The 25,608-nt window shown below is 67.5% G+C and carries 13 protein-coding genes and 1 pseudogene; 11 read left to right on the plus strand and 3 right to left on the minus strand.

Going from position 1 to position 25,608, the window contains the following annotated elements; translation table 11 throughout:
• Positions 1 to 22: 22 nt before the first annotated feature.
• The 4 genes from ACJH71_RS05000 to ACJH71_RS05015 are packed head-to-tail and all read left to right on the plus strand — an operon-like array spanning position 23 to position 15,208.
• Positions 23 to 4,105, plus strand: coding sequence for an SDR family NAD(P)-dependent oxidoreductase (locus tag ACJH71_RS05000; protein WP_406756931.1), 4,083 nt, complete (start codon positions 23 to 25; stop codon positions 4,103 to 4,105).
• Positions 4,105 to 9,528, plus strand: a complete 5,424-nt coding sequence (locus tag ACJH71_RS05005) for a type I polyketide synthase (protein ID WP_406756932.1) — start codon at positions 4,105 to 4,107, stop codon at positions 9,526 to 9,528. Before ACJH71_RS05000 ends, ACJH71_RS05005 begins: the two co-directional genes overlap by 1 nt.
• A complete protein-coding gene (locus tag ACJH71_RS05010; protein WP_406756933.1) occupies positions 9,525 to 13,928 on the plus strand; it encodes a type I polyketide synthase in 4,404 nt (1,467 codons plus the stop codon). Before ACJH71_RS05005 ends, ACJH71_RS05010 begins: the two co-directional genes overlap by 4 nt.
• A 26-nt stretch (positions 13,929 to 13,954) precedes the next feature.
• Positions 13,955 to 15,208 (plus strand): phthiocerol/phthiodiolone dimycocerosyl transferase family protein, encoded by a 1,254-nt coding sequence (locus ACJH71_RS05015; protein WP_406756934.1) that lies wholly within the window; start codon positions 13,955 to 13,957, stop codon positions 15,206 to 15,208.
• Here the strand turns inward: ACJH71_RS05015 and ACJH71_RS05020 are convergent.
• Complete coding sequence (locus ACJH71_RS05020) at positions 15,201 to 16,031, minus strand: class I SAM-dependent methyltransferase (RefSeq protein ID WP_406756935.1); 831 nt, start codon at positions 16,029 to 16,031, stop codon at positions 15,201 to 15,203. The two genes, ACJH71_RS05015 and ACJH71_RS05020, sit on opposite strands and share 8 nt — an antisense overlap.
• 160 nt (positions 16,032 to 16,191) lie before the next feature.
• On the opposite strand from ACJH71_RS05020, the gene ACJH71_RS05025 reads away from it, so the two are divergent.
• From ACJH71_RS05025 to ACJH71_RS05045, 5 genes are all read left to right on the plus strand, one after another.
• Entirely contained in the window at positions 16,192 to 16,890 is a 699-nt protein-coding gene (locus ACJH71_RS05025; protein WP_406756936.1) for a flavodoxin family protein, read from the plus strand.
• 13 nt (positions 16,891 to 16,903) lie between these two features.
• The gene (locus ACJH71_RS05030; RefSeq protein ID WP_406756937.1) at positions 16,904 to 17,407 is read left to right on the plus strand and encodes a DUF2505 domain-containing protein; all 504 of its coding nucleotides are present in this window, start codon (positions 16,904 to 16,906) and stop codon (positions 17,405 to 17,407) included.
• Positions 17,400 to 18,119 (plus strand): nitroreductase family protein, encoded by a 720-nt coding sequence (locus tag ACJH71_RS05035; protein ID WP_406757242.1) that lies wholly within the window; start codon positions 17,400 to 17,402, stop codon positions 18,117 to 18,119. The genes ACJH71_RS05030 and ACJH71_RS05035 overlap by 8 nt, the downstream gene beginning before the upstream one ends.
• A gap of 330 nt (positions 18,120 to 18,449) precedes the next feature.
• Complete coding sequence (locus tag ACJH71_RS05040; RefSeq protein ID WP_406756938.1) at positions 18,450 to 20,081, plus strand: hypothetical protein; 1,632 nt, start codon at positions 18,450 to 18,452, stop codon at positions 20,079 to 20,081.
• 240 nt (positions 20,082 to 20,321) lie between these two features.
• Positions 20,322 to 21,671, plus strand: a complete 1,350-nt coding sequence (locus tag ACJH71_RS05045; protein WP_406756939.1) for a hypothetical protein — start codon at positions 20,322 to 20,324, stop codon at positions 21,669 to 21,671.
• 129 nt (positions 21,672 to 21,800) lie between these two features.
• Here ACJH71_RS05045 and ACJH71_RS05050 read toward each other — a convergent pair whose 3' ends face one another.
• A complete protein-coding gene (locus ACJH71_RS05050; protein WP_406756940.1) occupies positions 21,801 to 22,883 on the minus strand; it encodes a PE-PPE domain-containing protein in 1,083 nt (360 codons plus the stop codon).
• A 151-nt stretch (positions 22,884 to 23,034) separates the two neighbouring features.
• On the opposite strand from ACJH71_RS05050, the pseudogene ACJH71_RS05055 reads away from it, so the two are divergent.
• Positions 23,035 to 23,835 (plus strand): annotated as a pseudogene (locus ACJH71_RS05055) (SDR family NAD(P)-dependent oxidoreductase); the annotation flags it as partial.
• An 87-nt stretch (positions 23,836 to 23,922) separates the two neighbouring features.
• Positions 23,923 to 24,708: an alpha/beta hydrolase gene (locus ACJH71_RS05060; RefSeq protein WP_406757243.1), complete on the plus strand. Its 786-nt coding sequence runs from the start codon at positions 23,923 to 23,925 to the stop codon at positions 24,706 to 24,708.
• 42 nt (positions 24,709 to 24,750) lie between these two features.
• Here ACJH71_RS05060 and ACJH71_RS05065 read toward each other — a convergent pair whose 3' ends face one another.
• A complete protein-coding gene (locus ACJH71_RS05065) occupies positions 24,751 to 25,563 on the minus strand; it encodes a phthiotriol/phenolphthiotriol dimycocerosates methyltransferase (protein ID WP_406757244.1) in 813 nt (270 codons plus the stop codon).
• Between the last annotated feature and the right edge of the window lie 45 nt (positions 25,564 to 25,608).

The following is a 25,608-nucleotide window of genomic DNA, read 5'->3' on the forward strand; positions in this document are numbered from 1 at the left end:
GGCGGGGGTGTCCTCGTTTGGGGTGTCGGGCACTAATGCGCATGTGATTGTGGAGCAGGCTCCCGATGTTGAGGTTGCTGCGGCGGGTGCTCCCGCGCCGGTGAGCACGTTGGTGGTGTCGGGGAAGTCGCCGGCGCGTATCGCGGCAACCGCCGGAGTACTCGCACAGTGGATGCAGACCGATGGTGCTGGTGTGTCCCTGGCCGACGTCGCAGTGACCCTGCAGCAGAACCGAAGCCGCTTCAAATACACCGCGGGTGTATGCGTTCGCGACCGCGCCGCCGCGGTGGCCGGCCTGACGGCGCTGGCTGCTGGCGAGTCCGCGCCCGGCGTCATCGAGCCCCGGCCGCGTCCGGCGACATCTCGGCCGGTGTTTGTGTTTTCGGGTCAGGGTTCGCATTGGGTGGGGATGGGTCGTCGGTTGTTGGCCGATGAGCCGGTGTTTGCCGATGCTGTTGCTGAGTTGGAGCCGCTTTTTGCCCGGCAGGTGGGTTTTTCGCTGCGTGAGGTGATTGAGCAGGGCGTTGAGATTTCTGGTGATGCGCAGGTGCAGCCGGTGATCATGGCGTTGCAGTTGGCGTTGGCTGCGTTGTGGCGTTCGTATGGGGTTGTTCCGGATGCGGTGATTGGGCATTCGATGGGGGAGGTGTCTGCGGCGGTGGTGGCCGGGGCGCTGACGCCGGAGCAGGGTTTGAAGGTGATCGGGGTGCGGTCGGCGTTGATGTCGCGTCAGGCCGGTCAGGGTGCGGTGGCGTTGTTGGAGTTGGATGCCGCCGCGGCCCAGGAGTTGTTGGTGGGTTATCCCGGTGTTGAGGTGGCGGGGTATTTGTCGCCGCGGCAGACGGTGGTGGCGGGTTCGCCGGCGGATGTGGATGCGGTGATTGCTGCGGTGGCTGCTGCGGAGCGGTTTGCGCGGCGGGTGAATATGGAAGTGGCTTCCCATACCGCGTTCATGGATCCGATCCTGGATGAGCTGCGTGCCGAGTTGGCCGACCTGACCCCACAAATGCCGCAGATCCCGTTCATATCCACGGCGGTGGATCCTGCGGGGCCCACGCCGCGTTTGGACGCGGACTACTGGGTGGCCAACGTGCGCAAGCCCGCGTTGGTCAGCCAAGCCGTGACCGTGGCGGTCGCGGAGCACGACACGTTCATCGAGATCAGCCCCCACCCGTTGCTGACCCACTCGATCACCGAGACGGCCGAAGCCGCCGCCGCCGAACCGGTGACCGTGGCCTCGACCCTGCGCCGGGGCGACGACGAAACCCTGAGCTTCCATGTTCAGCTCACCGAACTCGGCCGGCATGCCGGCGACACCAACGCTGCCAATCCCTCCCAGGCCGGCGGATTCGCCGAACTGCCGACCACCCCCTGGCAGCACAGCCGGCATTGGCTCGCCCCGCGTGGACCAGCTACTCAGGCCCAGGACGTGCATCCACTGCTCGGTGTGCACGTCGAGATGCTCAGCGGCGGCGACCACATCTGGCAGAACGATCTGAGCACCGAGACGATGCCGTGGCTGGCCGAGCACCCGGTGCACGGACAGTCCGTGGCGCCGGCGGCGGCGCTGATCGAGATGCTGGTGGCAGCGGGCAGCGAGGCGCTCGGCCGACCCACCGAGTCGATCGCGGTGACCGGCATACAGATCGAACAGCCGCTGGTGCTGGAGCGCGGGATGCAGGTCACCACCCAGCTCAGCGGCAGCGAGGGGCAGACCCGGGTCGAGATCCACGCCCGCGCGGCCGGCGAAGCATGGTCCCGGCATGTGGTCGCCGACATCTCGCCGGCACCGGCCGAGCGGGACGGTTCGGCGTCCCAAGAGGACTCCGCGCACAGTGTGCTCACGTTGCCCGACAGCGTGGCCACCCATCCCGCCTACCGCCTGCACCCCGCATTGCTCGATGCCGGGCTGCGGCAACTGGCGGCGGCTATCTCGGCCGAGGGGATCAGCTACGTGCCGACGGCGGTGGCCGCGGTACGGGTGTTCGCCCCGGCTGGGCGCCAGGTTGGTTGCCACGCCGAAGTGACCAGTCACGAAGACCAGGTGGCCGTTGGCCGGGTCGTCCTGAGCGATGAGGCGGGCGCCGTCCTTGCAGAGCTCACCGGCATCGAGCTGCGCCCGCTCGATCCCCGGTCCCTGCGGGTGCCGCTGGATCAGAAGCTCTTTGCCACCGAGTGGGCTCTGTCGCCTGCACCCGACGCCGCCGGGGCTGCCGACGGCAGCTGGCTGGTGCTGTCCGAGCCGTCGGCCGGTGAACTCGCCGCGCAGTTCGGGGCACGCCTGGGCGGCCCGAATCGCAAGGTTGTGACCGGCCCGTTCGCCGACGAACCGGCCCTGACTGAAGCGGTTGCACGTGCCGCCGCCGACCCCGCGCATCCGCCGGCCGGCATCGTGGTCTTCCTGGACCGGCGCGGATTCGACGGGTCCGACCCGGAAGGCGCACTGGCTCGCGCCCGCGAGCTCGTCTGGACGGCTTCATCGACGGCTCGCGCAGCGGTCCAGGGCTGGCCGGCTGCGACCGGAGCCAACAAGCCGCGGTTGTGGCTGGTCAGCCGCGGCGGGTTGGCCTTCGGCGATCGTGAGCCGCATGAGCCGGCTGACCCGGCTATCGGCGCGCTCAAAGGTGTGGTCCGTACCTGGCGCTTCCCCGGCGAACTCGCCCGGGTGCTGGCCGATGAGCCCGACCTGGGCGCCACCCTGGTCGACCTGGACGCCTCGGCGGACACCGCGGCCCTGGCCGACGCCCTGCTGGCCGAACTGGGCGCTCCGCTGCGCGACGACGTGATCGCCTGGCGCGGCGGACAGCGCTACACCGAACGGCTCACCCGGGCCACCCTCGACGGTGCCGAGACGATCCAGGCCCCGCAGGCCGAGGTGCGCGCCGACGGCTCCTACCTGCTCACCGGTGGTCTGGGCGGTCTGGGCATCGTGGTGGCCCGCTGGCTGGTGGCCCGCGGCGCCGGCCGAATCGTGCTGAACGGCCGCAGCGAGCCCGCCGAACAACAGCGCGCCGTCCTGGACGAACTGGCCGCCGGAACCGAGGTGGTCTTTGTCGCCGGCGACATCAGTTCACCGGGAGTAGCCGACGCTCTGGTGGCCGCCGCGCAGGAGACGGGCAAGCCGCTGCGCGGTGTCGTGCACGCCGCCGGTGTGCTCGGCGACGGACTGGTGACGGCCGTGACCCGCGAGAGCTTGGAGAGCGTCTGGTCCGCCAAGGCCGTCGGCGCCGCCCGGCTGCATGCGGCGACCGCAGCCACCCAGCTTGACTGGTGGGTGGGTTTCTCCTCGATGGCCGCGCTGCTGGGTCTGCCCGGCCAGCTCGGCTACGCCACCTCCAACGCCTGGCTGGATGCGCTGATGGCGTGGCGGCACGCCTCCGGTCTGCCCGCGACCGCGATCAACTGGGGCCAGTGGTCCGATGTGGGTCTCGGACGGTCGATGACGCTCAGCGTCCTCGACCCGATCAGCCCCGACGAAGGCATCGAGGCACTGGATGCCGTGCTGGGTGCCGACGCCGGCCGGATCGGGGCCCGGATCGGGGTGGGACGCCTGCGCATCGACCGTGCGGTCGCCACCTCGCCGGAGTTCCGTGAGCTGACCTTCTTCGAGGATCTGGTGAGCGAGGCCTCTGAAGCCGGAGTGACGCTCGGTGCTGCTGCGACCAGTGAGCAGTCCGGCGCCGCTGCCTCGGCGGCAGGCGTTCCGGACTGGTCGACCATCCCCGCCGACCAGCGGCACGGGGAACTGGTGGTCAGGCTGCAGGCTATTCTGGCCCGCGAACTTCGGACATCTGCGACAGCGGTCGATGTGGATCAGCCGTTCCCGGAGATGGGGCTCGATTCCATGATCGCGATGACGGTTCTGAAAGAGACACAACAGTTGGTGGGGGTGGATTTGTCGGCGTCGATGCTGTGGAATCACCCCAGCATCTCAGCGTTGGCAACGCACCTGGTGGGACTGCTGGCGTCACGTTATGTCGAACCGGACACCACAACGGGGCAAGACGACGATGATTTGGGGTTCGGCTCATCCGGCGGTGTGCTGGACGAGTTGTTCGATCAGGTCGAGTCGGCTTCGACCGGTAGCGAGAGCGGTATTTATTAATGACGACGATCTTCAACAGGATGTCGGCCATGGGGGCCGACAAGCGGGGGGCGCTGACCGAGCAGTTCGACAAGGCGTCGCGGATCGCCGCCGCCGAACCGATTGCGGTCGTCGGGATCGGCTGCCGCTTCCCGGGCGGTGCCTCGGGCCCGGACGCCTACTGGGAGCTGTTGGAGACCGGGCGCGACGCCATCACCGAAATCCCTTCGGATCGCTGGGACGCCGACGAGTACTACGACCCGGATCCGCTGGCCCCGGGCCGGATGTCGTCGAAGTGGGGTGGCTTCATCTCCGACGTTGCCGGCTTCGACGCCGACTTCTTCGGAATCTCTCCGCGCGAAGCCGAGGCGATGGACCCGCAACAGCGTCTGATGCTCGAGGTTGCTTGGGAGGCCCTCGAACACGCCGGGTTGTCGCCGGAAACCCTGTCGGGCATCCGGTCCGCGGTGATGATGGGTGTGTATTACACCGAATACCAAGGGATTTCAGCAGCCAATCCAGATGCGATCGACGGCTACTCGGCCACCGGTAACGCCCACGCCGTCGCCGTCGGCCGAATCGCCTACCTGCTGGGACTGCGCGGTCCCGCGGTCGCGATGGACTCGGCATGCTCGTCGTCGCTGGTCACGATCCACATGGCCTGCCAGAGCCTGCGCATGCGGGAGAGCGACCTGGCCCTGGCCGGCGGTGTCAGCCTCATCCTGCGGCCGGAAACACAGGTCGCCATGGCCAAGTGGGGAATGCTGTCACCGCGCGGCCGATGCCACACCTTCGACGCCGGAGCGGACGGATTCGTGCGCGGCGAGGGCGCCGGGATCGTCGTACTCAAGCGCCTCACCGACGCCATCCGTGACGGCGACCGGGTGCTGGCGGTGGTGCGCGGCTCGGCGGTCAACTCCGACGGCAAGTCCAACGGGCTGACCGCGCCGAACACCATCGCTCAGATCGACGCGATCAGCCGGGCGCTGCGTAGTGCCGACGTTACGGCCAATTCGGTGAACCTCATCGAGACGCACGGCACCGGAACGGCTTTGGGTGACCCGATCGAGTTCGAGGCGCTCGCAGACGTCTACGGCCGCGGCGCCGACAAGTGCGCCTTGGGTGCGGTCAAGACCAACATCGGGCACCTGGAGGCGGCGGCCGGCATCGCCGGCTTCATCAAGGCCGCGTTGTCTGTGCAACACGGCCAGATTCCGCCGAACCTGCACTTCTCCAAGTGGAACCCGGCGATCGACCCGTCTCCGACGCGGCTGTTCGTCCCCACTGAGATGACGCCTTGGCCGGCGGCCGAGGGGCCGCGCCGGGCCGCGGTGTCATCGTTCGGGCTGGGTGGAACCAACGCGCACGTGGTGCTCGAGCAGGGACCGGACCCGGTACCGGCACCGGCGTCGGCCGAACCGGTCGCCACGCTGGTGATCTCGGGCAAAACCGAAAAGCGGGTGGCGGATTGGGCCGCCACGTTGGCTGACTGGATCGCGGGCCCGGGCGCCGCCGTACCGCTGGCAGACGTCGCCAACACCCTCAATCACCACCGCAGCCGGTACGCCAAGTTCGCCACCGTCTGCGCACGCGACACCGAGCAGGCGCTGGCCGGGTTGCGGGCGGTCGCCGGCGGATACCCGGCTCCCGGAGTGGTCGGCACGCGTGCCACGTTGCGCGGCAAAGGAACCGTGTTCCTGTACTCGGGCCAGGGATCTCAGTGGGCCGGCATGGGCCGCCAACTGCTGATCGATGAGCCGGCGTTCGCCGCCGCCGTGGACGAGCTGGAGCCCGATTTCGTTGCGCAGGTTGGGTTCTCGTTGCGCCAGGTTCTCGAATCCGGCGAGCCGGTGGTCGGCATCGATCGCATCCAGCCGGTGTTGGTGGGCATGCAGCTGGCACTGACGGCGCTGTGGCGATCCCACGGAGTCGAGCCGGACGCGGTGATCGGCCATTCGATGGGGGAGGTGGCCGCGGCCGTGGTGGCCGGTGCGCTGAGCCCCGCGGACGGCCTGAAGGTGATCGCCACCCGGTCGAGACTGATGGCCCGATTGAGCGGCCAGGGCGCGATGGCGCTGCTGGAGCTCGATGCCGACGCCGCCGAAAAGCTGGTCGCCGAGCACCCGGACATCACCGTGGCGGTGTACGCAGCGCCGCAGCAGACCGTGATCGCCGGACCGCCCGACCAGGTCGACGCCGTCGTCGCGATCGTCGACGCCCAGGGCAAACTGGCCCGCCGCGTCGAGGTGGACGTGGCGTCGCATCACCCGACCGTCGACCCGATCCTGGGCGACCTGCGGAGCGCGCTGGCTGACCTGAGGCCGTCCGCGCCGAAGATTCCGCTGATCAGCACCGTCGGTCAAGAAGGAACCGGCGTGCCGGCTTTCGATGCGGACTACTGGGTGCACAACCTGCGCAACCCGGTGCGGTTCGCCCAGGCCGTGACTGCGGCCGCCGCTGGGCACGCCACCTTCATCGAAGTCAGCCCGCATCCGTTGCTCAGCCACGCCATCAACGGCAACCTTGAAACCGCGCGGCCCGCCGGCGACAGCGTGGTGACCGGCACCCTGCTGCGCGAGCAGCCCGAGGCGCTGAGCTTCCACACCAATCTGGCGACAGTGGCACCGCCGCCTGCCGACGCACCGCAGCCCGACGGCGGGATCGGCCGCGCCGATCTGCCGCCGCGGCCGTGGCAGCACGTCCGCTATTGGGCCGCGCCGGTCGCCGCGAACCGTCACAGCGCCGATGCACATCCGCTGCTGGGTATCCACGTCGAGCTGCCGTCGGGCCACGGCCACGTCTGGCAGGCCGACGTGGGCACCGACCTCGTGGCGTGGATGGCCCACCACAAGGTGCACGGCCAGGTCGTGATGCCCGCGACCGGCTTCGCCGAGATGGCGTTGGCGGCGGCGGGTGAGGCCTTGGGTCTGCCGCCGTCCGCCGTCGCGGTGGATCGGGTCGAGGTGGAGCAGATGCTGCGCGTCGACGAGCGGACCGAAGTCACCACCCGGTTGCTGCACGACGCCGACGGTTCCGACGAACTGCGCATCGAGATCCATTCCCGCCCGGCCGGCGGCAGCTGGTCCCGGCACGCCGTGGCCCGCGCTGCGGCGGCGCAACCCGCTGCTGCGGCGCAACGTCCGGCACCCACCGGCGGCGGCACCGCGCTCTCACCGGCCGACCTCTACACGGCGCTGCGCCGCACCGGCCTGCAGCACGGGCCGGCGTTCGCCGCGCTGACGCGGATCGTGCGCAAGCCCGGCGGCGCCTCGGAGGCCGAGATCGTGCTGCCCGACGAGGCCACCGCGCACCGGGGTTATCGGATCCACCCGGTGATGCTCGACGCGGCCCTGCAGTGCCTGGCCGCGGCGCTGCCCGACGAGTCGTTGATGGGCTCGGCCGGGATGGAAGAGGCCACCTATCTTCCGGTGGCTGTTGAGAACATCCGGATCTTCGGCGACGTCGGCCGCCGGGCCCGCGGGCACGCCGAACTGGTCAGCCACGACGACGGCGGGATCCTGGGCCGGGTCACGCTGACCGACGACACCGGGGCGGTCACGGCCGAGCTGTCCGGGATCTATCTGCAGCGGGTGCAGCGCCGTACCGTGCCGCTGCCGTTGACCCAGAAGATCTTCGACACCGAGTGGATCGACACGTCTGTCCCCGCGCAGCCGCCGGCAGCTCCCGATGGCAGCTGGCTGGTGCTCACCGACGGTGCCGAAACCGAAGCGCTGGCAGCCGATTTCGCCACTCGCTTCGGTTCGGACAGCCGCCGGGTGATCACCGCAGACCTGGCCAGCGAACCCGCCGTGCGGGAGGCGTTCGCGCAGACCGCCGACGACCCGGACCGGCCTCCGGTCGGGGTGATCGTGTTGGCTGCTCAAGGTGCCTTCGACGGCACCGAGATCGGCGATGCGCCGGCACGCGGTCGTGACCTGGCCTGGTCGGTCGCCTCCACGGTGCGCACCATCGTCGGCGGCTGGCACGGCGCCACGCCGCGGCTGTGGCTGGTGGGCCGCAACGGCCTGACCGTGGGTGCGCTTGAGCACGGTGACCCGTCGATCAGCGCCCTCAAGGGGCTGGTTCGGGTGTTGGCCTACGAGCACCCGGACCTGCACACCGGCGTGGTCGACCTGGACGCGTCGGCGGATCCGGCGGCGGCGTTGATCACCGAGCTGGGGCTGGCGAGCACCGATGACGTGGTGGCCTGGCGCGGGGAGCACCGCTACGCCGAACGTCTGAAGCGCGCGACCTTGACACCCACCGGCGCCCCGACCGTGCGATCGGACGGCGCCTACGTGCTGACCGGCGGCCTGGGCGGCATCGGGCTGGTCGTCGCCCGGTGGCTGATCGACCGCGGTGCCGCGCGGATCGTGCTCAACAGCCGCTCGCAGCCGTCGGAGGAGCAGCGCGCCGTGCTGTCCGAGCTGGAGGCGCGGGCCCAGATCGCGGTCGTCTCGGGCGATCTCGCCGCACCGGGTGTGGCCGAGAGCCTGGTCGCCGCCGCGGAACAGACCGGGCTGACGCTGCGCGGTGTCATCCACGGTGCCGCGGTCATCGATGACCAAATCGTGGTCGGCATCGACAAAGACACGCTCGGTCGGGTGTGGGCGCCCAAGGCCGCGGCCGCACTGCGACTGCACGTCGCGACGGTCGGCAAAGAGCTGGACTGGTGGGTCGGGTTCTCCTCGACCTCGTCGCTGCTGGGGGCACCCGGCCAGGCGTCCTACGCCGCGGCCAGCGCCTGGCTGGACGGCCTGGTGGCGTGGCGGCGGGCCGCCGGGCTGCCGGCGATCACCATCAACTGGGGCCAATGGTCCGGAGTCGGTGTCGCCCAGGAGCTCAAGTTCAGCGCGCTGGACCCGATCAACCCCGACGAAGGCATGGAGGCCCTCGAGGCCGTCCTCGGCGGCGATCTTTCCCGGATCGGTGTTGCCCGGCTGCGCCTGGACCGGGTGGCCGCGGCCTTCCCGGAACTGCAGCAGCTCGGGTACTTCGCGACCCTGGCCGAAGAACTCGACCTCGACGACGAGGACGACGACTGGCCCGGTCCGGAAGGCCTCAAGCAACTCAACGCCGCCGAGGCCACCAAAGCCGTTGTTGCACGGTTGGGTTCGCGGATCATGGCGATCATGGGCTACCCCAAGGGTAGCGTCATCGACCCGGCGAGGCCGTTGACCGAGCTCGGCATGGATTCACTGATGGCAGTGCGCATCCGCAACACCGTCCGGGGCGACTTCGGTGCGGAGCCCCCGGTGGCACTGCTGCTGCAGGGTGCCTCATTGACCGACCTGGCCGCTGACCTGGCCCGCCAACTCGGCCTCGCCGAGCCGGAAGGGGCGGACGGCGCAGGCGACGTCGGCGGTGTTCGGAGCCGAGCCCAGCAGCGTGCCGCGGCACGTCAGCGGGCCGCGGCACGGCGAAAAGTAGGAGATCGTTCGTGACCAACAATGAAGTGCCGCCCAACGCGATCGCGGTTGTCGGCATGGCGGGGCGCTTTCCGGGTGCCCGCACCCTGACCGGATTCTGGAACAACCTGCGCAACGGCACCGAATCCATCGTCACGTTGTCCGAGGACGAGCTGCGCGCCAGCGGTGTGAGTGACAAGGCACTGGCGAACCACAACTATGTGCGGCGGGCCGCGCTGCTGGACGGCATCGACGAGTTCGATGCGGGCTTCTTCGGCTTCACCCCGTTGGCTGCTCGCACCATGGACCCGCAGCACCGGCTGTTCCTGCAGACCGCCTGGCACGCCCTGGAGGACGCCGGCTACCGGCCCGGCGAGATCGAGGGATCGGTCGGCGTCTACGGGACCAGCACCACCAGTGGCTACCTGCTGCACAACCTGATGTCGCACTACGACCCGAACCTGATCATCGGCCAGGGCGTCAGCTTCGAGATGGTCAACCTGTCGTTGCAGAACGACAAGGACTATCTGGCCACCCGGGTGGCTCACCAGCTCGACCTGCACGGCCCGGCACTGTCGGTGCAGACGGCCTGCTCGTCGGCGTTGGTCGCGCTGCACCTGGCCTGCCAGAGCATCCTGGGCGGCGAATGCGACATGGCGCTGGCCGGTGGTTCGTCGCTGCGGGTTCCGCACCACGTCGGGTACTGGCACGAGCCGGGCTCGATGGTCTCGGCGAGCGGGCATTGCCGGCCGTTCGACGTGCGCGCCGACGGCACCATCTTCGCCAGCGGTGTCGGTGTGGTGGTGCTCAAGTCGCTGGATGCGGCCGTCGATGACGGTGACCAGATCCACGCGGTGATCCGGGGTTCGGCGCTGAACAACGACGGCGGCACCAAGATGACCTACGCGGCGCCCACCGCGGCCGGGCAGGCTGACGTGATCGCCGAGGCGCACGCGGTCGCCGAAGTCGACGCGTCCACCATCAGTTACATCGAGTCGCACGGCACCGCCACCCCGCTGGGTGACCCGATCGAAATCGAAGGCCTGCGACAGGCTTTCGCGGTCTCCGAGGAACAGCGGTCCGGCCCCTGCTATGTGGGCTCGGTGAAGTCCAACATCGGCCACCTGGAGTCGGCGGCAGGTATCGCCAGCCTGATCAAGACCATCCTGTGCCTCAAGCACCGGGCTATTCCCGGCACGCTGCACTACACCAGCCCGAACCCCGAACTGCACCTCGAAGACGGGCCGTTCCGGATCCGCGGCGAATACGGGCCCTGGGAGTCCGACGGCATCCGGCGCGCCGGGGTCAGCTCGTTCGGCGTCGGCGGCACCAACGCCCACGTCATCGTCGAGGAGTGGCCGCAAGAGGAGACCGCCGGCGCCGCGCCCAAGCCCGGCCCCGAGGTGCTGTTGCTGTCGGCGCGTACCGCCGAGGCACTGGCGCAGGGACGCATCGATCTGGCTGCTGAGCTGTCCGGCGGTGACGACGCCGAGGCGCCCAGCCTCCCGGATGTTGCGTACACGCTGGCCAACCGGCACCCGCACAACCTGCGGCTGGCCGCGGTCGTCGCCGATCGCGCCGACGCGGCGGCGGTGCTGGGCGCCGAAGAGAGCGAGAACGTCTTCATCGGCGAGGGCGTGGACCTCAAAGAGGTGGGCGACGCCGCCGACCGGGTGGTGTTCCTGTTCCCGGGCCAGGGTGCCCAGCACATCGGAATGGCCCGCGGCCTCTACGACAACGAGCCGGTGTTCGCCGAGTACTTCGACCGCTGCGTCGCCGGCTTCGAGGCGGAGCTGGGCTACGACCTGCGCGAGATGATCTTCGAGGGCACCTCGCGGGACCTGGAGCGCACCGACCGCACCCAACCGGCCCTGTTCACCGTGGAATACGCGCTGGCCAAGCTGGTCGAGAGCTACGGTGTGCGCCCGGCGGCGCTGGTCGGCCACAGCATCGGCGAATACGCCGCCGCCACCGTTGCCGGTGTCTTCGACCTCGACACCGCAATCAAGGTGGTGGCGATGCGGGCCCGATTGATGCATGCCGCACCGCGGGGCGTCATGGTGGCCGTACCGATCAGTGCCGACGCGGTCGGCGCCTACCTGACCGAGGGTGTCGACCTGGCCGCGGTCAACGACCCGGACGGCTGCGTGGTCGCCGGAACCGAAGCCGACAGCCGTGAATTCTCCGACGCGCTCAAGCAGGCCGGGATCAACGCGCGCCGGGTCCGGACCTCGCACGCATTCCACTCGCGCCTGATGGACTCGATGATCTCGGAGTTCACCGCGTTCCTGTCCCGGCAGACGCTGCACGAACCGCAGATCCCGCTGCTGTCGAACCTGACCGGTACCTGGCTGGCGCCCAGCGAGGCGACCAATCCTGCGACGTGGGCGCGCAGCGTACGGGCCACCGTACGGTTCGCCGACGAGATCGACACGGTGCTGAACGACCCGCACCGCGTCCTGCTCGAGGTCGGCCCGGGAGCCACCCTGACCGCGTCCGCGGCCCGCAACCCGAAGTTCGCGGGTGGGCATCGGGCGGTTCGACTGATGCGTCACCACGCGCAGAACCGCGACGACCGCGACACCTTCTTGCTGGCCCTCGGCCAACTCTGGGCTGCAGGTGTCGACGTGGACTGGTCGGCGTTGCGTGGCGATTACCAACCCAAGCACGTAACTGTTCCCGGTTACCCCTTTGAGCGCCAACGGCATTGGCTTGAACACAATGCCGGCGCCACCTGGGTGTCCGGCTCGGGCGCCGGAAGCGGCGCCGCCGGCGGGCAGAGCAACGGTAGTGGCAGTGGCGGCTCGGCCGGGTCTTCGATCGAAGCGACGCTGCAACGCATCTGGGCGCTGTGCCTGGGTGTCGGCTCAGTGGACCGCACGGCCAACTTCTTCGACGTCGGCGGTGACTCGCTGGTGGCGATCAGCGTCGCCATGGCCGCCTCCCACGAGGGGCTGGACCTCACCCCGCAGGACCTCTACGACAACCCGACGGTGGCGGCGCTGGCCAAGGCGCTGACCGCCCGATACACCGCCGGCGGGCTGGGGCGCCAATCGCTCGGCGAGGTCGAGCACCCGCCCGTGCCGCCGAACATCACCTACTTCCTGGAAAACGGTGTCCGCGAACACGGTCGCTGGCGTATCCCGCTGATACTGCGGTTGCGGCCGGACGTCTCGGTCGATGACGTGCGAGCCGTGTTGACCGCGGTGGTCAACCACCACGACGCGCTGCGGCTGCGCATCACCGAGCGGGCCGGTACCTGGGAGCAGCGGATCGTCGAACCCGGCGATTTCGGGGAGATCAGCACCCACTCGCTGCCCGAGGGGCTGACCGCCGAACACGACGCGGTGCGCACGCTGCTGGCCGAGCACATCCGCGACCAGGACCTCTCCGGACCGCCGCTGACTGCGCTGTACATCCGGGGCGCGTCGGGTGATCTGTGCTACCTGGCGCTGAGCCTGCACGCCGGAGTCGGTGATGAGGCGTCCCGCGACATCCTGCTGACCGACATCTTCACGGGCTTCGGCCAGAAGCTGGCCGGCAACGACATCGAGCTGCAGCCGGTCGGGGTGGGCTGGACCGAGTGGTCGCAGCGTTGCGCCGGACTCGCGACCCACCCGGCGGTGCTGGAAAGCCGCGAGTTCTGGTTGAAGGCAACGCAATCAGCGACTCTGCGGCTGGCCGCGGATGTCGCCGAACCCCCGGCCGCCGCTGACCTGTCCAAGCTCACCACGACGCTGCCTGCCGCCGACACCAGCGAGATCGACGACGCGCGCCGGCGGCTGCGGTTGCCGATCAACGAGATCCTGTTGGCCGGCCTGAGCCGGGCGGTGGCATCGGTGATCGGCGAGGGCACCGTGGCCGTCGACATGGGGGGTGCGGGCCGTTCGGTGCTCAAGCCCGACGTCGATCTGCGCCGTACCGTGGGCTGGTTCACCACGCTCTACCCGGTCGCGCTCGGCTGCTCCACCGAGGGCCAGGTAAGTGCCCGGCAGCTGCTGGACTCGGTCCACGAAGCGCTCGACGGCGTACCGCATTACGGAATCGGCTACGGCCTGCTCCGCTACCTGTACGCACCGACCGCGCGACTGTTCGGCTCGATTCCTCCCGCGGATATTCATTTCGACTACGTCGGCGCGATTCCCGAGCCGCCATCGCTCGGCGACGCGCCCGTGCAGTTCGACCCCGATACCGCGATGCCGGTGCGTGAGGCGATCCCGGGGCTGGGGCACGCACTGGAGCTGCGGGCCTATCGCACGGGAGGTGTGCTGTACCTGGATTGGTGGCACGACAGCCGCCGGATCGAGGAGTCCGTGGTGCGCGCGATCGCCGACGGCTTCTCCACGGCGGTGATGGACCTGGTCCGCGCGGCCCTCGCCGAAGAGGACATGGCCTCGCAGGGCGAGGACGAAATGACCTTGGTCGAGTTGTCGTAGGCCTTTGATTTAGGAGAGAACCGAAAGTGTTTGCCACGTCGGTCATTCGGAAGCTGGCGATCAGTGAGGAGATGCTCGCCGAGACCCACAATTTTGTGGGCCTCGCCGCGCACGTCACCGGTCCGGTCGACATTGATCTGCTCTCGGAGGCCTACGAGGCGCTGCTGGAGGCGCATCCGATCCTCACCGGGCGCCTGGAGCGACTGCCCGATGGACGCCACCAGTTCGTCACCGACGACCTGATGCCCGACGGTATCGAGGTCATCGAACTCGACGGGCCCGACGCGCAGCCGCCCACCCCGCGGTTCGATCAGACGGAGTCACTGGTGGCGATGCGGGTGATCATCCGCGATGGGCAGGCCCAGCCGACGCTGTACGTGCACCATGCCGTGGCCGACGGTCACCACATGTATGCGCTGATCGAGGAGATGCTGTCCTTCTATACCGACCTGGTCACCATCGGCCGGATCGGTGCGATCAACGTTGAGCCCGCTCCGTTGTCCATCGAGGCGGTGCTGGCCGATCGGGGGATCGCGAAGCAGCAGCGTTCCGGGATCGAGCGGTTCATGCCGGCACTGTTCGCCTACGACCTGCCGCCCACTCGGCGGGCTGTCGGCCAAGAGACGCCGTCGTCGCCGGTGCTGGTGCCTATGGCGTCGTGCCGGTTGACCGAAAGCCAGACCGACAGCGTGGTCGCGTTCGGCCGGGCACACGACCTGAGTCTGCACGCGGTGTTGTCGGCGGCGGTGCTGATCGCCGAATGGCAACTGCGCGGCAAGCTGAGTATCCCGGTGCCCTACGTCTATACGGTCGACTTGAGATACTTTCTGTCACCGCCGGTTTCGGCTACCGGATGCACCAATCCGATCGGACTGGCCACCTATCTCGCCGAGATCGACGCCAAGACCGACCTGGTCGAAATGGCGCGCGATATCGCCGCGAACTTCCAGAAAGACCTCGACGAAGGCGTCATTCAACAGTCCCGGCTGCACTTCAGCCCGCAGTATGTCGGAAACCCACCGGGACTGCCCGACGTTGTCGTGCTGAGCAACAACGGTCTGGTTCCGCCGGTGCGGACACCACCGGGCGTCGAGGTGACCACGACACACGGCGAGCTGTATTTCGCCGTGAGCGCAGGCATCGACATCTACTTCACCCAGATCTTCTCTGGGCAGCTCAATATCGAATATCACTCACACGGTCCGGCGCCGGAGCGCTCGGTGGAGGCGATTCGCGCGCTGCTGTGCGACATCGCCGAGCAGCACGCCGGCGTCAGCTGACCGGACCGAAGGCGTAGCGGTGGTACTGCAGCATTCCGCGCAGCGGCCCCACCGCACGAGCCAGGCGGCTGGATCGCCGGAATCCGGCTGGGACCCGACCGAAGGTCTCCGCGTCGAAGAAATTCGCGGCAGCCAACAGTCGAATACCGGTGACCTTGTCCAGAATGTCGCTGGGGCCGTTGACCGCCCAGTGCAACGTGGCGCCGGACTGTCGTTGCAGCCGATGGGTTTTCTGGCTCTTGATACCGAACCAATTGTAGAAGTCGATCTGCAGTTCGCCGGCCGGGAAGCGGTCGACGATGCTCTGCAGCAGTGCCACACCGTCGGCTTCGGCCAGGTACATGCTGATGCCCTCGGCCAGCAGCAGGACCGGGCGATCGGTGGGAATGTCGTCCAGCCACGACGGGTCCGTCGCCAGCGTCGCCACCAAGTGGTAACCCGGGCGGTCGGGGTAGACCTGCTTGCGCAACGCGATCACCGGCGGTTGGTCGACGTCGTACCAGGCCACCGCGGGACCGGGATCGATCCGGAAGACCCGGGCGTCCATCCCGCAGCCGAGATGAATGACGGTCGCGTCCGGGTGGGCGGCCAGGAACTGACGCGCCCAGATGTCGTATTGCGCGGTGCGCACCGTCACCAGGGGCGCCCAGCGGCCGTTAGCCTTGAGGGCATCCCAGTCGAAGTCGATACGCTCGACCGCCGCTCTGGCGTACCGATCGCCCAGCACCGGCTGGTCGAAATCGGCGTCGAGGGCCTTGAGGTAGAGCGTCGTCAGCATGGTTGCCGCGGCGCCGTGCAGGTCGACGGGGATCTTGTCTGCCACGTCGGCGAGCCTAATACGCTTGCCGGAAAGTCGATGCACCGCACGGTCGGACCCGGCGGTTCAGCGAGGCTCGACGGAGGAGAGCCGAAGCTGGGACCGCCGTATCAACCCGGCGGTTCAGCGAGGCTCGACGGAGGAGAGCCGAAGCTGGGACCACCGCATGAATCAGGAGGCACAGATGGCGGTTCAGGCCAGCGAGCGCAACGGACGAGCGCCGCGGATCCTGTTGTTGTACTACAGCTTCTCCGGGCAGTCGCTCAAGGTGCTCGAGGCCGCCGGCGAGGTGTTCGCTCAGCGGGGCTGCGAGGTGGTCAAAGCCGGCATCGAGTTCACCGACCCGCGCTACTCGCAGCGTTTCGCGCAGTTCCCGCTGCGCCGGGTCTGGCCGGACATGCTCAGCGTGCTCAAGGCACAACAGCGGGGCGAAACGGGGGAGATCCGCACGCCCGACGCGGTGCGCGACGGTGAGTACGACTTGATCTGCATCGGCTCGCCGACCTGGTGGAAGGCGCCCGCCATGCCGATCAGGTCGTTTCTGCAGACGGACGAGGCGCGAAAGCTTCTGGACGGCAAGCCGTTTGTGGTGTTCACCGTGTGCCGCGAGTTCTGGCAGGAGAATTACGCCGAGGTCTGCCGGCTGGCCGAGGAGTGCGGCGGTCGCTATCAGGACGAGATTCACCTCAGCTATCCCGGCGACCCGCTGCGCTCAATGCTGGCGTTGACCAGCTACCTGGGCAGCGGCCGCTACCGGCAGCGCTACCTGGGCCTGCGGCTACCACCCACCAACGTCCAGCCCGAGCAGCTCGACCGGGTCCGCAAGTTCGCCGCGGGCCTGGTGAGCCGGTTGTTCGGCAAGTGAGAGGTCAGCGTTAATGCCCCGTTCCTTTGAGGTGACGTTCTCCTCGCCGGCATCCGTCGAGCAGGTCTATGGTGCCTTCGGGAACCGCTCTTATTGGCAGGCCCGGCTGGAGGCCTTCGGCGGAAGCAAGACCCTCGATTCCCTCGACGTCGATGCGCACGGCCGGATCCGGGTCGTGGTGACTGAGGACCTGCGCCACGGCGCGTTGCCCGGGATGTTGGCCAAGGTGTACCGAGGTGACCTCAACATCGTCACCACTGAGGTGTGGACGCCGGCCGGTGACGGACGGGTCGACGGGGAGATCACTGTCGCGGTGACCGGCGCCCCGGGATCGGGGACCGGCGCCGCGGTTCTCCAACGCGACGGCGCCGGCTCGAGGCTGGAGCTGAACGGCACGATCCGTTTCAAAGTGCCATTGGTCGGTGGCCCGATTGAGAGCTTCCTTGCCCGTGAATTCGCGCAAGGCATTCCGGAGATCCAACGCTTCACAACGACTTGGCTGGGTGAAAATGCCTGAATCAGAATTCACTTACACTCATGTGCCGACTGCGGCCGCGGCGTTGGCCCGGCTGGACATGCCGCTGGCCGAGGCCATGATGACGCAGCGCGCGATACGTCGGGTGTACTCCGATCCGGTCGATGACGCGGTCGTGCTCAAGTGCATCGAGCTGGCGCTGCGTGCCCCGACCGGAAATGACGGGCAGAATTGGGAATTCATCGTTGTGAAGGACCGCCGCGTCAAAGAGGAATTGGCTAAGCGTTATCGGCAGGCGTGGAAAATTCAGCGCGGTGTGGTGTTGCGGCGAAAAATCAAAACCGACGAGTCGATCGCCGGTATTGCCCGGGCGATGGAGTGGCAGATCGACCATTTCGCCGAACTCCCGGTGCTCGTGGTGGCCTGCCTGCGACTGGGCGCACGGGAGGGCCGCTTGCCGGTGGTGCGCATGCCGCACATCGCCGAGTCGGCCTACTGGGGGTCGATCTACCCCAGCGTTCAGAATCTGCTGCTCGCTGCCCGTGCCATGGGCTTGGGCGCGTCGCTGATCACCCTGCCGCTGTGGAATCAGCGCGCCGTGCGACGGATCCTGCGCCTGCCGCATGCGGTCACGCCGTGTTGCATCGTGCCGCTCGGTTGGCCCCGTGGGCGCTACGGTCCGACCACCCGCAAGCCGGTCGGGGAGGTGGCTCATCTCGACGGCTATGGCGATCTCGCGTGGCGCGATAGCTGAATGGGAGCTTAAGATCAGCCTTTGCTGAAGTTTACGTGGAACTTAGCGGAAAACATTCCCCACGTGATGTAAGTTAATGACTGCTCGCTTAGACACCCGGCTGTGACACCTATATGCTGTCACGGTTCGTGGGGGACACAAGGGGGATTTGTGATTGGTGGGGGGACGCGTCAGCGTCGGCACGCAACAGGCGGAGCGCATAGAGCGGTTCCGCAGCGTCGATTCGCGATTGCCGGGGGGCCTGTAGCCGTCCCGCAGGGTCGATCTGCGACCGCGGGGGCGCATCGCGCAGCGCCGCAGCGTCGATCCGCAACTGCCGGTACACGCGTAGTGGCGCCGCCGCGCCGGTACACGGCAGCAGGCGCCGCCGTCGCGGCCGCGACAGCCGTAGCTGCGGTCACCCCGGTCTCGCCGGTCGCACCCTGGATTACGGATCTGACCGCGGCCGAGCGCGCGGTGCAGCTGGCGGCCGAGGCGTCGTTGCTCAATATTCCGTTCAACCTGTTCCAGGACATCGTCAACATCCCGTTCAACGAGGTGTCGGCCACCAACGTGCTGGCCAACTCCTTCTTCTTCACCGGCAACTGGTTCACCCCCAGCGCCACCAATATCTGGGGTGAGGACCCGGGCGACCCGGGCCACTTCATGGCCGTCATGGACTACATGCTGCCGTTCGCCCCGCAGCTCTCCGGCCTGTACGACCCGACGATCGACCCGGATGCGTTGGCCAACGGCACCGCGGGCTGGGGCCAGCAGTTCGCGATGTTCGCCGCGGCCCTGCTGCCGATCAGCGCGTCGTGTGACTCGATTCAGTGCTACCCGATGTCTCCGGTCGAGCCGATCACCGGGATCACCGGCTTGGACGCGGCGCTGAACTTCTTCCTGAAGTTCACCAACTTCCCGAACGACGACAATCAGCTGGACCTGTTCAAGTACTGGCTCAAGGTGCCGATCCAGGACATGTTGAACGGTTATAAGTTCCCCGACAGTCCGTGGAGTGACCCCGATAACCCGACCTCCGGCGGCATCGCCAACCCGGACGCCGGCGTCGGCCCGGGCGGGGCGGTGCCGGGCGGACCCATGTACGGCGGGGCGCCATGGTCCGGTGAGGCTCAGCCCGGGTTCGGCTACCCGGGCACCCACCCGCTCCTCGACGAGAACGGCGACCCGGTCCTCGACGAGTACGGGAACCAGGTCAACCTGATGCCGTGGGCGGGTCTGACCTTCAAGCTGGACCCGTTCGGGCCCCTCCAGCGGTGGTTCGACAGCCTGATGCAGCCGGTCGACTTGAGCGTCAACGGCGACGACCCGCTCACCGGCTTCCACTTCGCCGGCCCGGACGAGATCTTCCAGGCCATGAAGGCGCTGATCGCCGGAATGGTGGTCGACTTCAACCCCTACGTCGCCGGCAGCCCGATGTGCCCGGGACTGTGCAACATGCCGCCGGTCTCTCCGCCGTGGGGAGTGACCAGCCTGGACCTCGTCAAGTCGATCCAGGCCATCGGCGCCCCCAACCCACTGATTCAGCAGTGGATCGACCTGACCGAGCAGGAAGGGGAGAATGCCGTCGGCAATGCCAACGGCGGGACCGATGAGCAGATCCTGGCCGGTATCTCTGCCCTGCAGACCGGCATGTTCACCTTCGACGCGGACACCCACAACCAGATCATCGACATGCTCGCGGACATCAACCCGTACCTGCCGGCCTTGGCCGTCAACGGCGGGATCTTGACCGACCCGGGCCTGCTGGGGCCGTGGCCGATCAACCCGGAGACCGGCTACTACATGCCGCCGACCTGGAACCCCGACCTGCCGCTGGACGAGCAGGAGATCGGTGACTTCGGCGGCAAGAACTCGCTGCTGCTGTGGGACGATTTCCTGCGGTTCCTTGACCCGAGCGGCGGACTCGTCACCGATCTCGACTCGCTGTGGAGCGAACTCGCGAGCTGGTTCCCCTTCTAGATCGACTCTGCGTCTGCGCGACCTCGCGGCAGCCCGGCCCGTTCATACGGCCGGGCTGCCGTGCGTTCTGGGGGCGCCGCGCTCCCGCCCCTACGGTTCTCACAGCAAATACAGCGCATACATCTCGATTGCCAACATGTGACTCTCGATTTGCGCTCAGGTAACACTTTGGTAGATTCATGAACCGCACGCGGCTGTGCCGCTTTCAGTAGTTACCTTAGCTTGTTGGAGGACCCCGGGATGGTTTCAGCCTTGCGTTCGTACTTCTCCGCGGGGCTGGTCGTCACCACCGCCGGACTCATTGCCGTCGCTCCGATGGCGTCCGCGATTCCCGAGCTGCCCACGGTTCACCTGGATACGCAGCTCAGCGCCGGTGAGTCACTGTTGAATGTTCCGCTGAACCTGTTCCAGGCGCTGGTCAACATTCCGGCGAACGAGATCCACGCGATGGACACGCTGGCGAAGTCGCTGTTCTACAGCGGCCCGTGGATGGCCGGAAGCCCGACGAACGCCTGGGGCGAGGACCCCGGCGACATGGGGCACTTCGAGGGCATCCTTCAGATGATGTTCCCGTTCCCGGAGATCTCCGGCGCCGGCCATGAAGGGGACCGATTCTTCCCCGGCCTCGGACAGCAGCTGTCCATGCTGGCCAATGTTCAGATTCCGATCGACCTGAGCTGTGCGGGCCTGGACTGTCTGCCGGTCATGCCGACCAGCCCGATCACCGGCTTCACCTGGATCGACCAGTCCATCTGGAGCGTGCTGATCGCCCTGGGCCTGCAGAACTTCCCGCTGATCCAGAACTGGTTCCAGATCCCGTTCTCGGACATGATGGACGGCAACGAGTTCTACTTCGACCCCAATGGGCCTGGCATGGTCAACATCGGGTACGCCAACGACATGTACTACTGGGAGGGCACTCGCACCCTCGCGGAACTGGGGTTGAACCCCGAGGACTACCCCAACATCGACCCGGACGCCCCGCTGATGCCGTGGGCGGGCAGCTACTACGCGATGGACTTCACCACGCCGTTCACGAACTTCTTCGACAGCCTGATGCAGCCGTTCGATGTCGACAAGTTCAACCTGCCGGACCCGATCGAATTCGCGCGCGCGCTGCAATCCCTTTTCGCCTCGTCCCTGCTGGCCTTCAACCCGTTCATCCCGGGTAGCCCGCTGTGCCCCGGGCCGTGCCTGCTTCCCGAGCCCGGCGGCAACATCTTCAACCCCGAAGACTGGAACACACCCAGCTACTACTGGCTGGTGAAGATCATGGACGACCTGTGGCCGGGCAACCCCGTCATCGGTGAATGGATGGACGCCTACGACGAGGGCACCGCCAACGTCTCCAACCCGGAGATGATCGAGACGCAGGCGTGGTTGTGGCGCCTGGGCACCGTGTTGCTCGACATCAAGAACCCGCTGCCGGACGACCCGTTCATCGACACCTCCGGCTTCCTGCCCACCCCGGAGCAGCTCCAGGAGTTCTTCGGCGACTACTGGTACAACATCTTCGACAACTCCGGCATCATCGGGCCCTTCGATATCCAGGGCCTGTGGGACGCCATCTTCAACATCACCCCGGAGTAGACACTCGCTGGCGACCACGTGTCGGACACGTCCGGCACGTGGGACGGTGGAGTGTTCAACTGCGTTGGGATCCAACGGTTTTGAGCTGATTGACAGTCAGCTTCGTCCGGTAGATTTCTCCATCGCGTGCTACGTGCCGATCAGGCCCGACAGGTCCGGCAGGTAAGGGTAGAGGTCCGGCAGCGCGGACTCCGGCAGCATGCCCAAGTCCACCTGGGCGGCCGTCCAACCCTGTTCCATGCCGAGTTGGATGTTGCGCGACACCAGGTCCCAGTCGATGCCCGGCATGCTCCACGACATCGGTGTGGTGACGTCGGCGGGATCAGAGCGGTCGTAGCCCAAGTCGATCAGTACCCTTAGCGCGGGCTGGATCAGGTCGGCCATCGCCGGCCCGAACAGCGGGAACTGTCGTAGGGACTCGAGCAACGGCAGGTTCATGGTGGGGATCAGGTAGATCGAGGTGTCGCCGTCATAGCCGTCGGACATGGGCAGCTTCACCGCGTCGGCCATCGCACCCGGGTCCCACGAGCTGGGGTAGCCGGTGATCAGGTACGGATGCAGATAGACGTACCCCGCCATCGAATTCGCCAGCGCCAGCATGTTCAGCGGATATTTGGGGAAGTCGGTGGCGCCGCTGTACTCGAAGTTGTAGATGTCGGTGGTGTACGGCGTATCGACGGGGGTGGGCGGAAGGCTCCCGAAGTCCAGCGGAAAGCGCGTGAAGATACCGCCGTTGGGCGTGTTCAGATCCTCGACCAGCACGAAATGAAGATTCGCCGGGTCGGGTGCACTTGCGCCGGCCTGGGCGAGGTCGATCATTGCCTGCGTAGCGATCGCCGTGGTCGAGGAGACGCCGAACACCGTTACCGGTCCATCCTGCAAGTGCCGGGCAATGTCCTGGTTCAGGGTCTTGGCGGCGTCGAGAAGGCTCTGTTGGTAATCGGAGGGATTCAGCGGCTCGACGACCGGGGTGTAACCCGGATATACCGACTGGCCCGGAAACGGGTTGGCGGGGTTGATGAACAGATCCATCACCCGTTGGTTGTAGACGGCACCGGGATCGGGCGTCAGCACATAACCCATGATCAACGCCGTGCCGTTGCTCTCCCCGAAAGCGAACGATGCGTTGAACATCGAGGTCAGCCCCATCAGGCCGGCGCAGCCCCCTGCTAAGACACCGGCCGTCAACCATCGATAGCTGGAATGCGTCATCTGATCCCCCATTTATCTCAGACACATGCTCGCGTCAGCGTACACAGGAGTTCGGCCCAGCGTGCGCAGAGGCGGCCAATACGGCCAATACTCGCCACTCGACAGGCGCGGGTCCGCTGGTCGTCGACGACACGCGGGATAGGGTGAGCACGTGGTTCTACCAGGTCCGGGAGACGACCGCGCGGCGATCGTGACCGGCGCATCGTCGGGGATCGGTGCGGCGGTGGCCCGCGAACTCGCGCGGCGCGGCCACCAGGTGATTCTGGTCGCGCGCAGCGCCGATCGATTGCACGCACTGGCCGGCGAACTGAGCACGCTGCGACCGGGACCGGTGCACGTGTTGCCCACGGACCTGTCCAGCCCCACCGAGCGAGCCGCATTGCCCGGCCGGATCGCCGATCTGGGTGTGGTGCCGGATGTGCTGGTCAACAACGCCGGCGTGGCGATGGTGGGGCTGGTCGCGAAAACGGAGCCGGAACGGCAGCTGGGCCTGATCGAGGTCGACGTGGCCGCCGTCGTCGACCTGTGCACCCGGTTCCTGCCCGGCATGGTCGAGCGAGGACGCGGCGCGGTGCTCAACGTGTCCTCGGTGGCTGCGTTCGGCCCGCTGCCCGGTCAGGCCAGCTACGGCGCCGCCAAGGCATTCGTGGCGTCCTACACCGAAAGTTTGCGGAGCGAGCTGCGGGGCACCGGCGTCACGGCCACCATGCTGTGCCCCGGGCCGGTCGACACCGGCCTGGATGTCGCTGCCGGGTTCCGGACGGGCGAACGCCGACGGGTGCTACCGGCGGTGATGTGGAAGCCCGTGGACCATGTTGCCCGGGCGGCCGTTGACGGCCTGGCCAAAGGCAAGGGACGGGTGACGCCGGGTTGGGCGAATCGCCTGCTGGTGGACGTATACCGTGCTGTGCCGCACGGCCCACTGCTACCGTTGCTGGCACGGCGCACGCCGCTGTCGACGCGCAAAGCCGGGACGGGGAAGGCCGGGCTATCGTCGAAGTCAGTCAGGGGCAGGTCGCTGGACAGGGGGAGCAGTGTCGTGCTTGAGGTGATCGACAAGGGCTGCGTCAGCGACGCCCATCCTGTCCCTTTGCTGTTCGTCCATGGCGCATGGCATGCCGCGTGGTGCTGGGACGAGAATTTCCTCGGCTACTTCGCCGATCTGGGCTACCGCGCGCTGGCCGTCAGCTTCCGCGGCCACGGCAGCAGTTCCAACGACAAGCCGCTGCGAACCTGCAGCGTGGAGGACTACGTCCAAGACGTCCGATCGGTCGCCGACGAGCTGCCGGTGCCCCCGGTGGTGATCGGCCACTCGATGGGTGGGCTGATCGTGCAGAAGTATCTCGAGAACCGGCCGGCGCCTGCCGGGGTCTTAATGGCCTCCATTCCCCCGCAGGGCAATTACGGGTCGAGTCTGCGCTGGCTGCGCAACCGGCCGTGGCATGCCATCAAAATGGCGGTCACCGGTAAGTCACTGCCCTACATCAACACGCCGGAGTTGGCCCGCGAGAAGTTCTTCTCCGAGACCACTCCGGAGCACGCGGTGCTGGAATGCGCGGCGCGGCTTCAGGAAGACAGCGCACGGGTCAGCGTCGACTGCTTGATGCTCAACCTGCCGCACCCGAAGCGCGTGAGTACCCCGCTGCTGGTGCTGGGCGCCGAAGAGGACGGCGCGCATACCTGTAAAGAAGTGCGGGCCACTGCCAGTGCCTACGGCACCGAGGCCGAGTTCTTTCCGGGCATGGGCCACAACATGATGCTCGAACCGGGCTGGGAGGCCGTGGCCGAGCGCATCCACAACTGGCTCGGCGCCCGGGGCCTATAAAGGCCGCCAGAGGCAAGCCAGCGGGCCTATTGGGCTCTCCGCTCAGTCTTTGGTGAAGCAGTACAGGCGGTAGACGAACTCGCCGTTCTTCAGGGCGCCGTTGAAGGTCCAGTCGGTCGCGGCGCTGGCGAAGCGGGCCAGACCGCCGTGGTGGGCGATCATGTCCTGCTTGCGGGCCAGGTTCTTCTCGTTTCCGCGCAACACGTCCATGCTGATGTCCTCCTGCGACACCAGTCGCAGCCCCGTGTCGGCCAGCTCCGCATCCCAGCGGGCCAGCTCACTGCGGCGGCGGAAATCGGTGTAGAGGAAGTGTCCGCCCGGCGCCAGCACCCGTGCCGCGCCGTTGAAGAACTTGGCCGGGTGCGGGTACAGGTGTGATGCCTCCACCTGGAACACCACGTCGAACGAGCCGTCCTCGAAGGGCAGGTTCTCGGCGTCACCCTGCACGAAATCCATCCCGGGCAGCTGGTGGCGCTCCCGGCAGAACTCAATAGCGGTCTCGTTGAGGTCCAGGCCGGTGTAGGAGGCGGGCTTGAAGGTGCGGGCCACATAGGACGCGCCGCCCCCGTGGCCACAGCTCACCTCAAGCACCTTCTTGCCGGCCATGTCAGCCAGGGCGGCGGTGCGGTGGTACTGCTGGATGAAGAACCGGTTGGGCTCGTCGGAGGCCTCCAGCGGCACCGCCATCGGCGGGTCCTCTTCGTAGCCGTAGTTGAGGAACAGCCAGTCGTCGCCGCTGAGCATCTTGGTCTGGGTCGAGAACCGCTTGGTCACAAACGAGGTGAACAGCAGGTGATAGACGAACGGGTTCGTCATGACGCGGTGGGACACCGGATTGAAGATCAGGCGGTTCATCGTGACCATCGAAAAAGTATCTCACGATTCTGGAGACCCCGCCCT

The sequence above is a fragment of the Mycobacterium sp. SMC-15 genome, assembly GCF_045310925.1.
Classification (GTDB): domain Bacteria; phylum Actinomycetota; class Actinomycetes; order Mycobacteriales; family Mycobacteriaceae; genus Mycobacterium.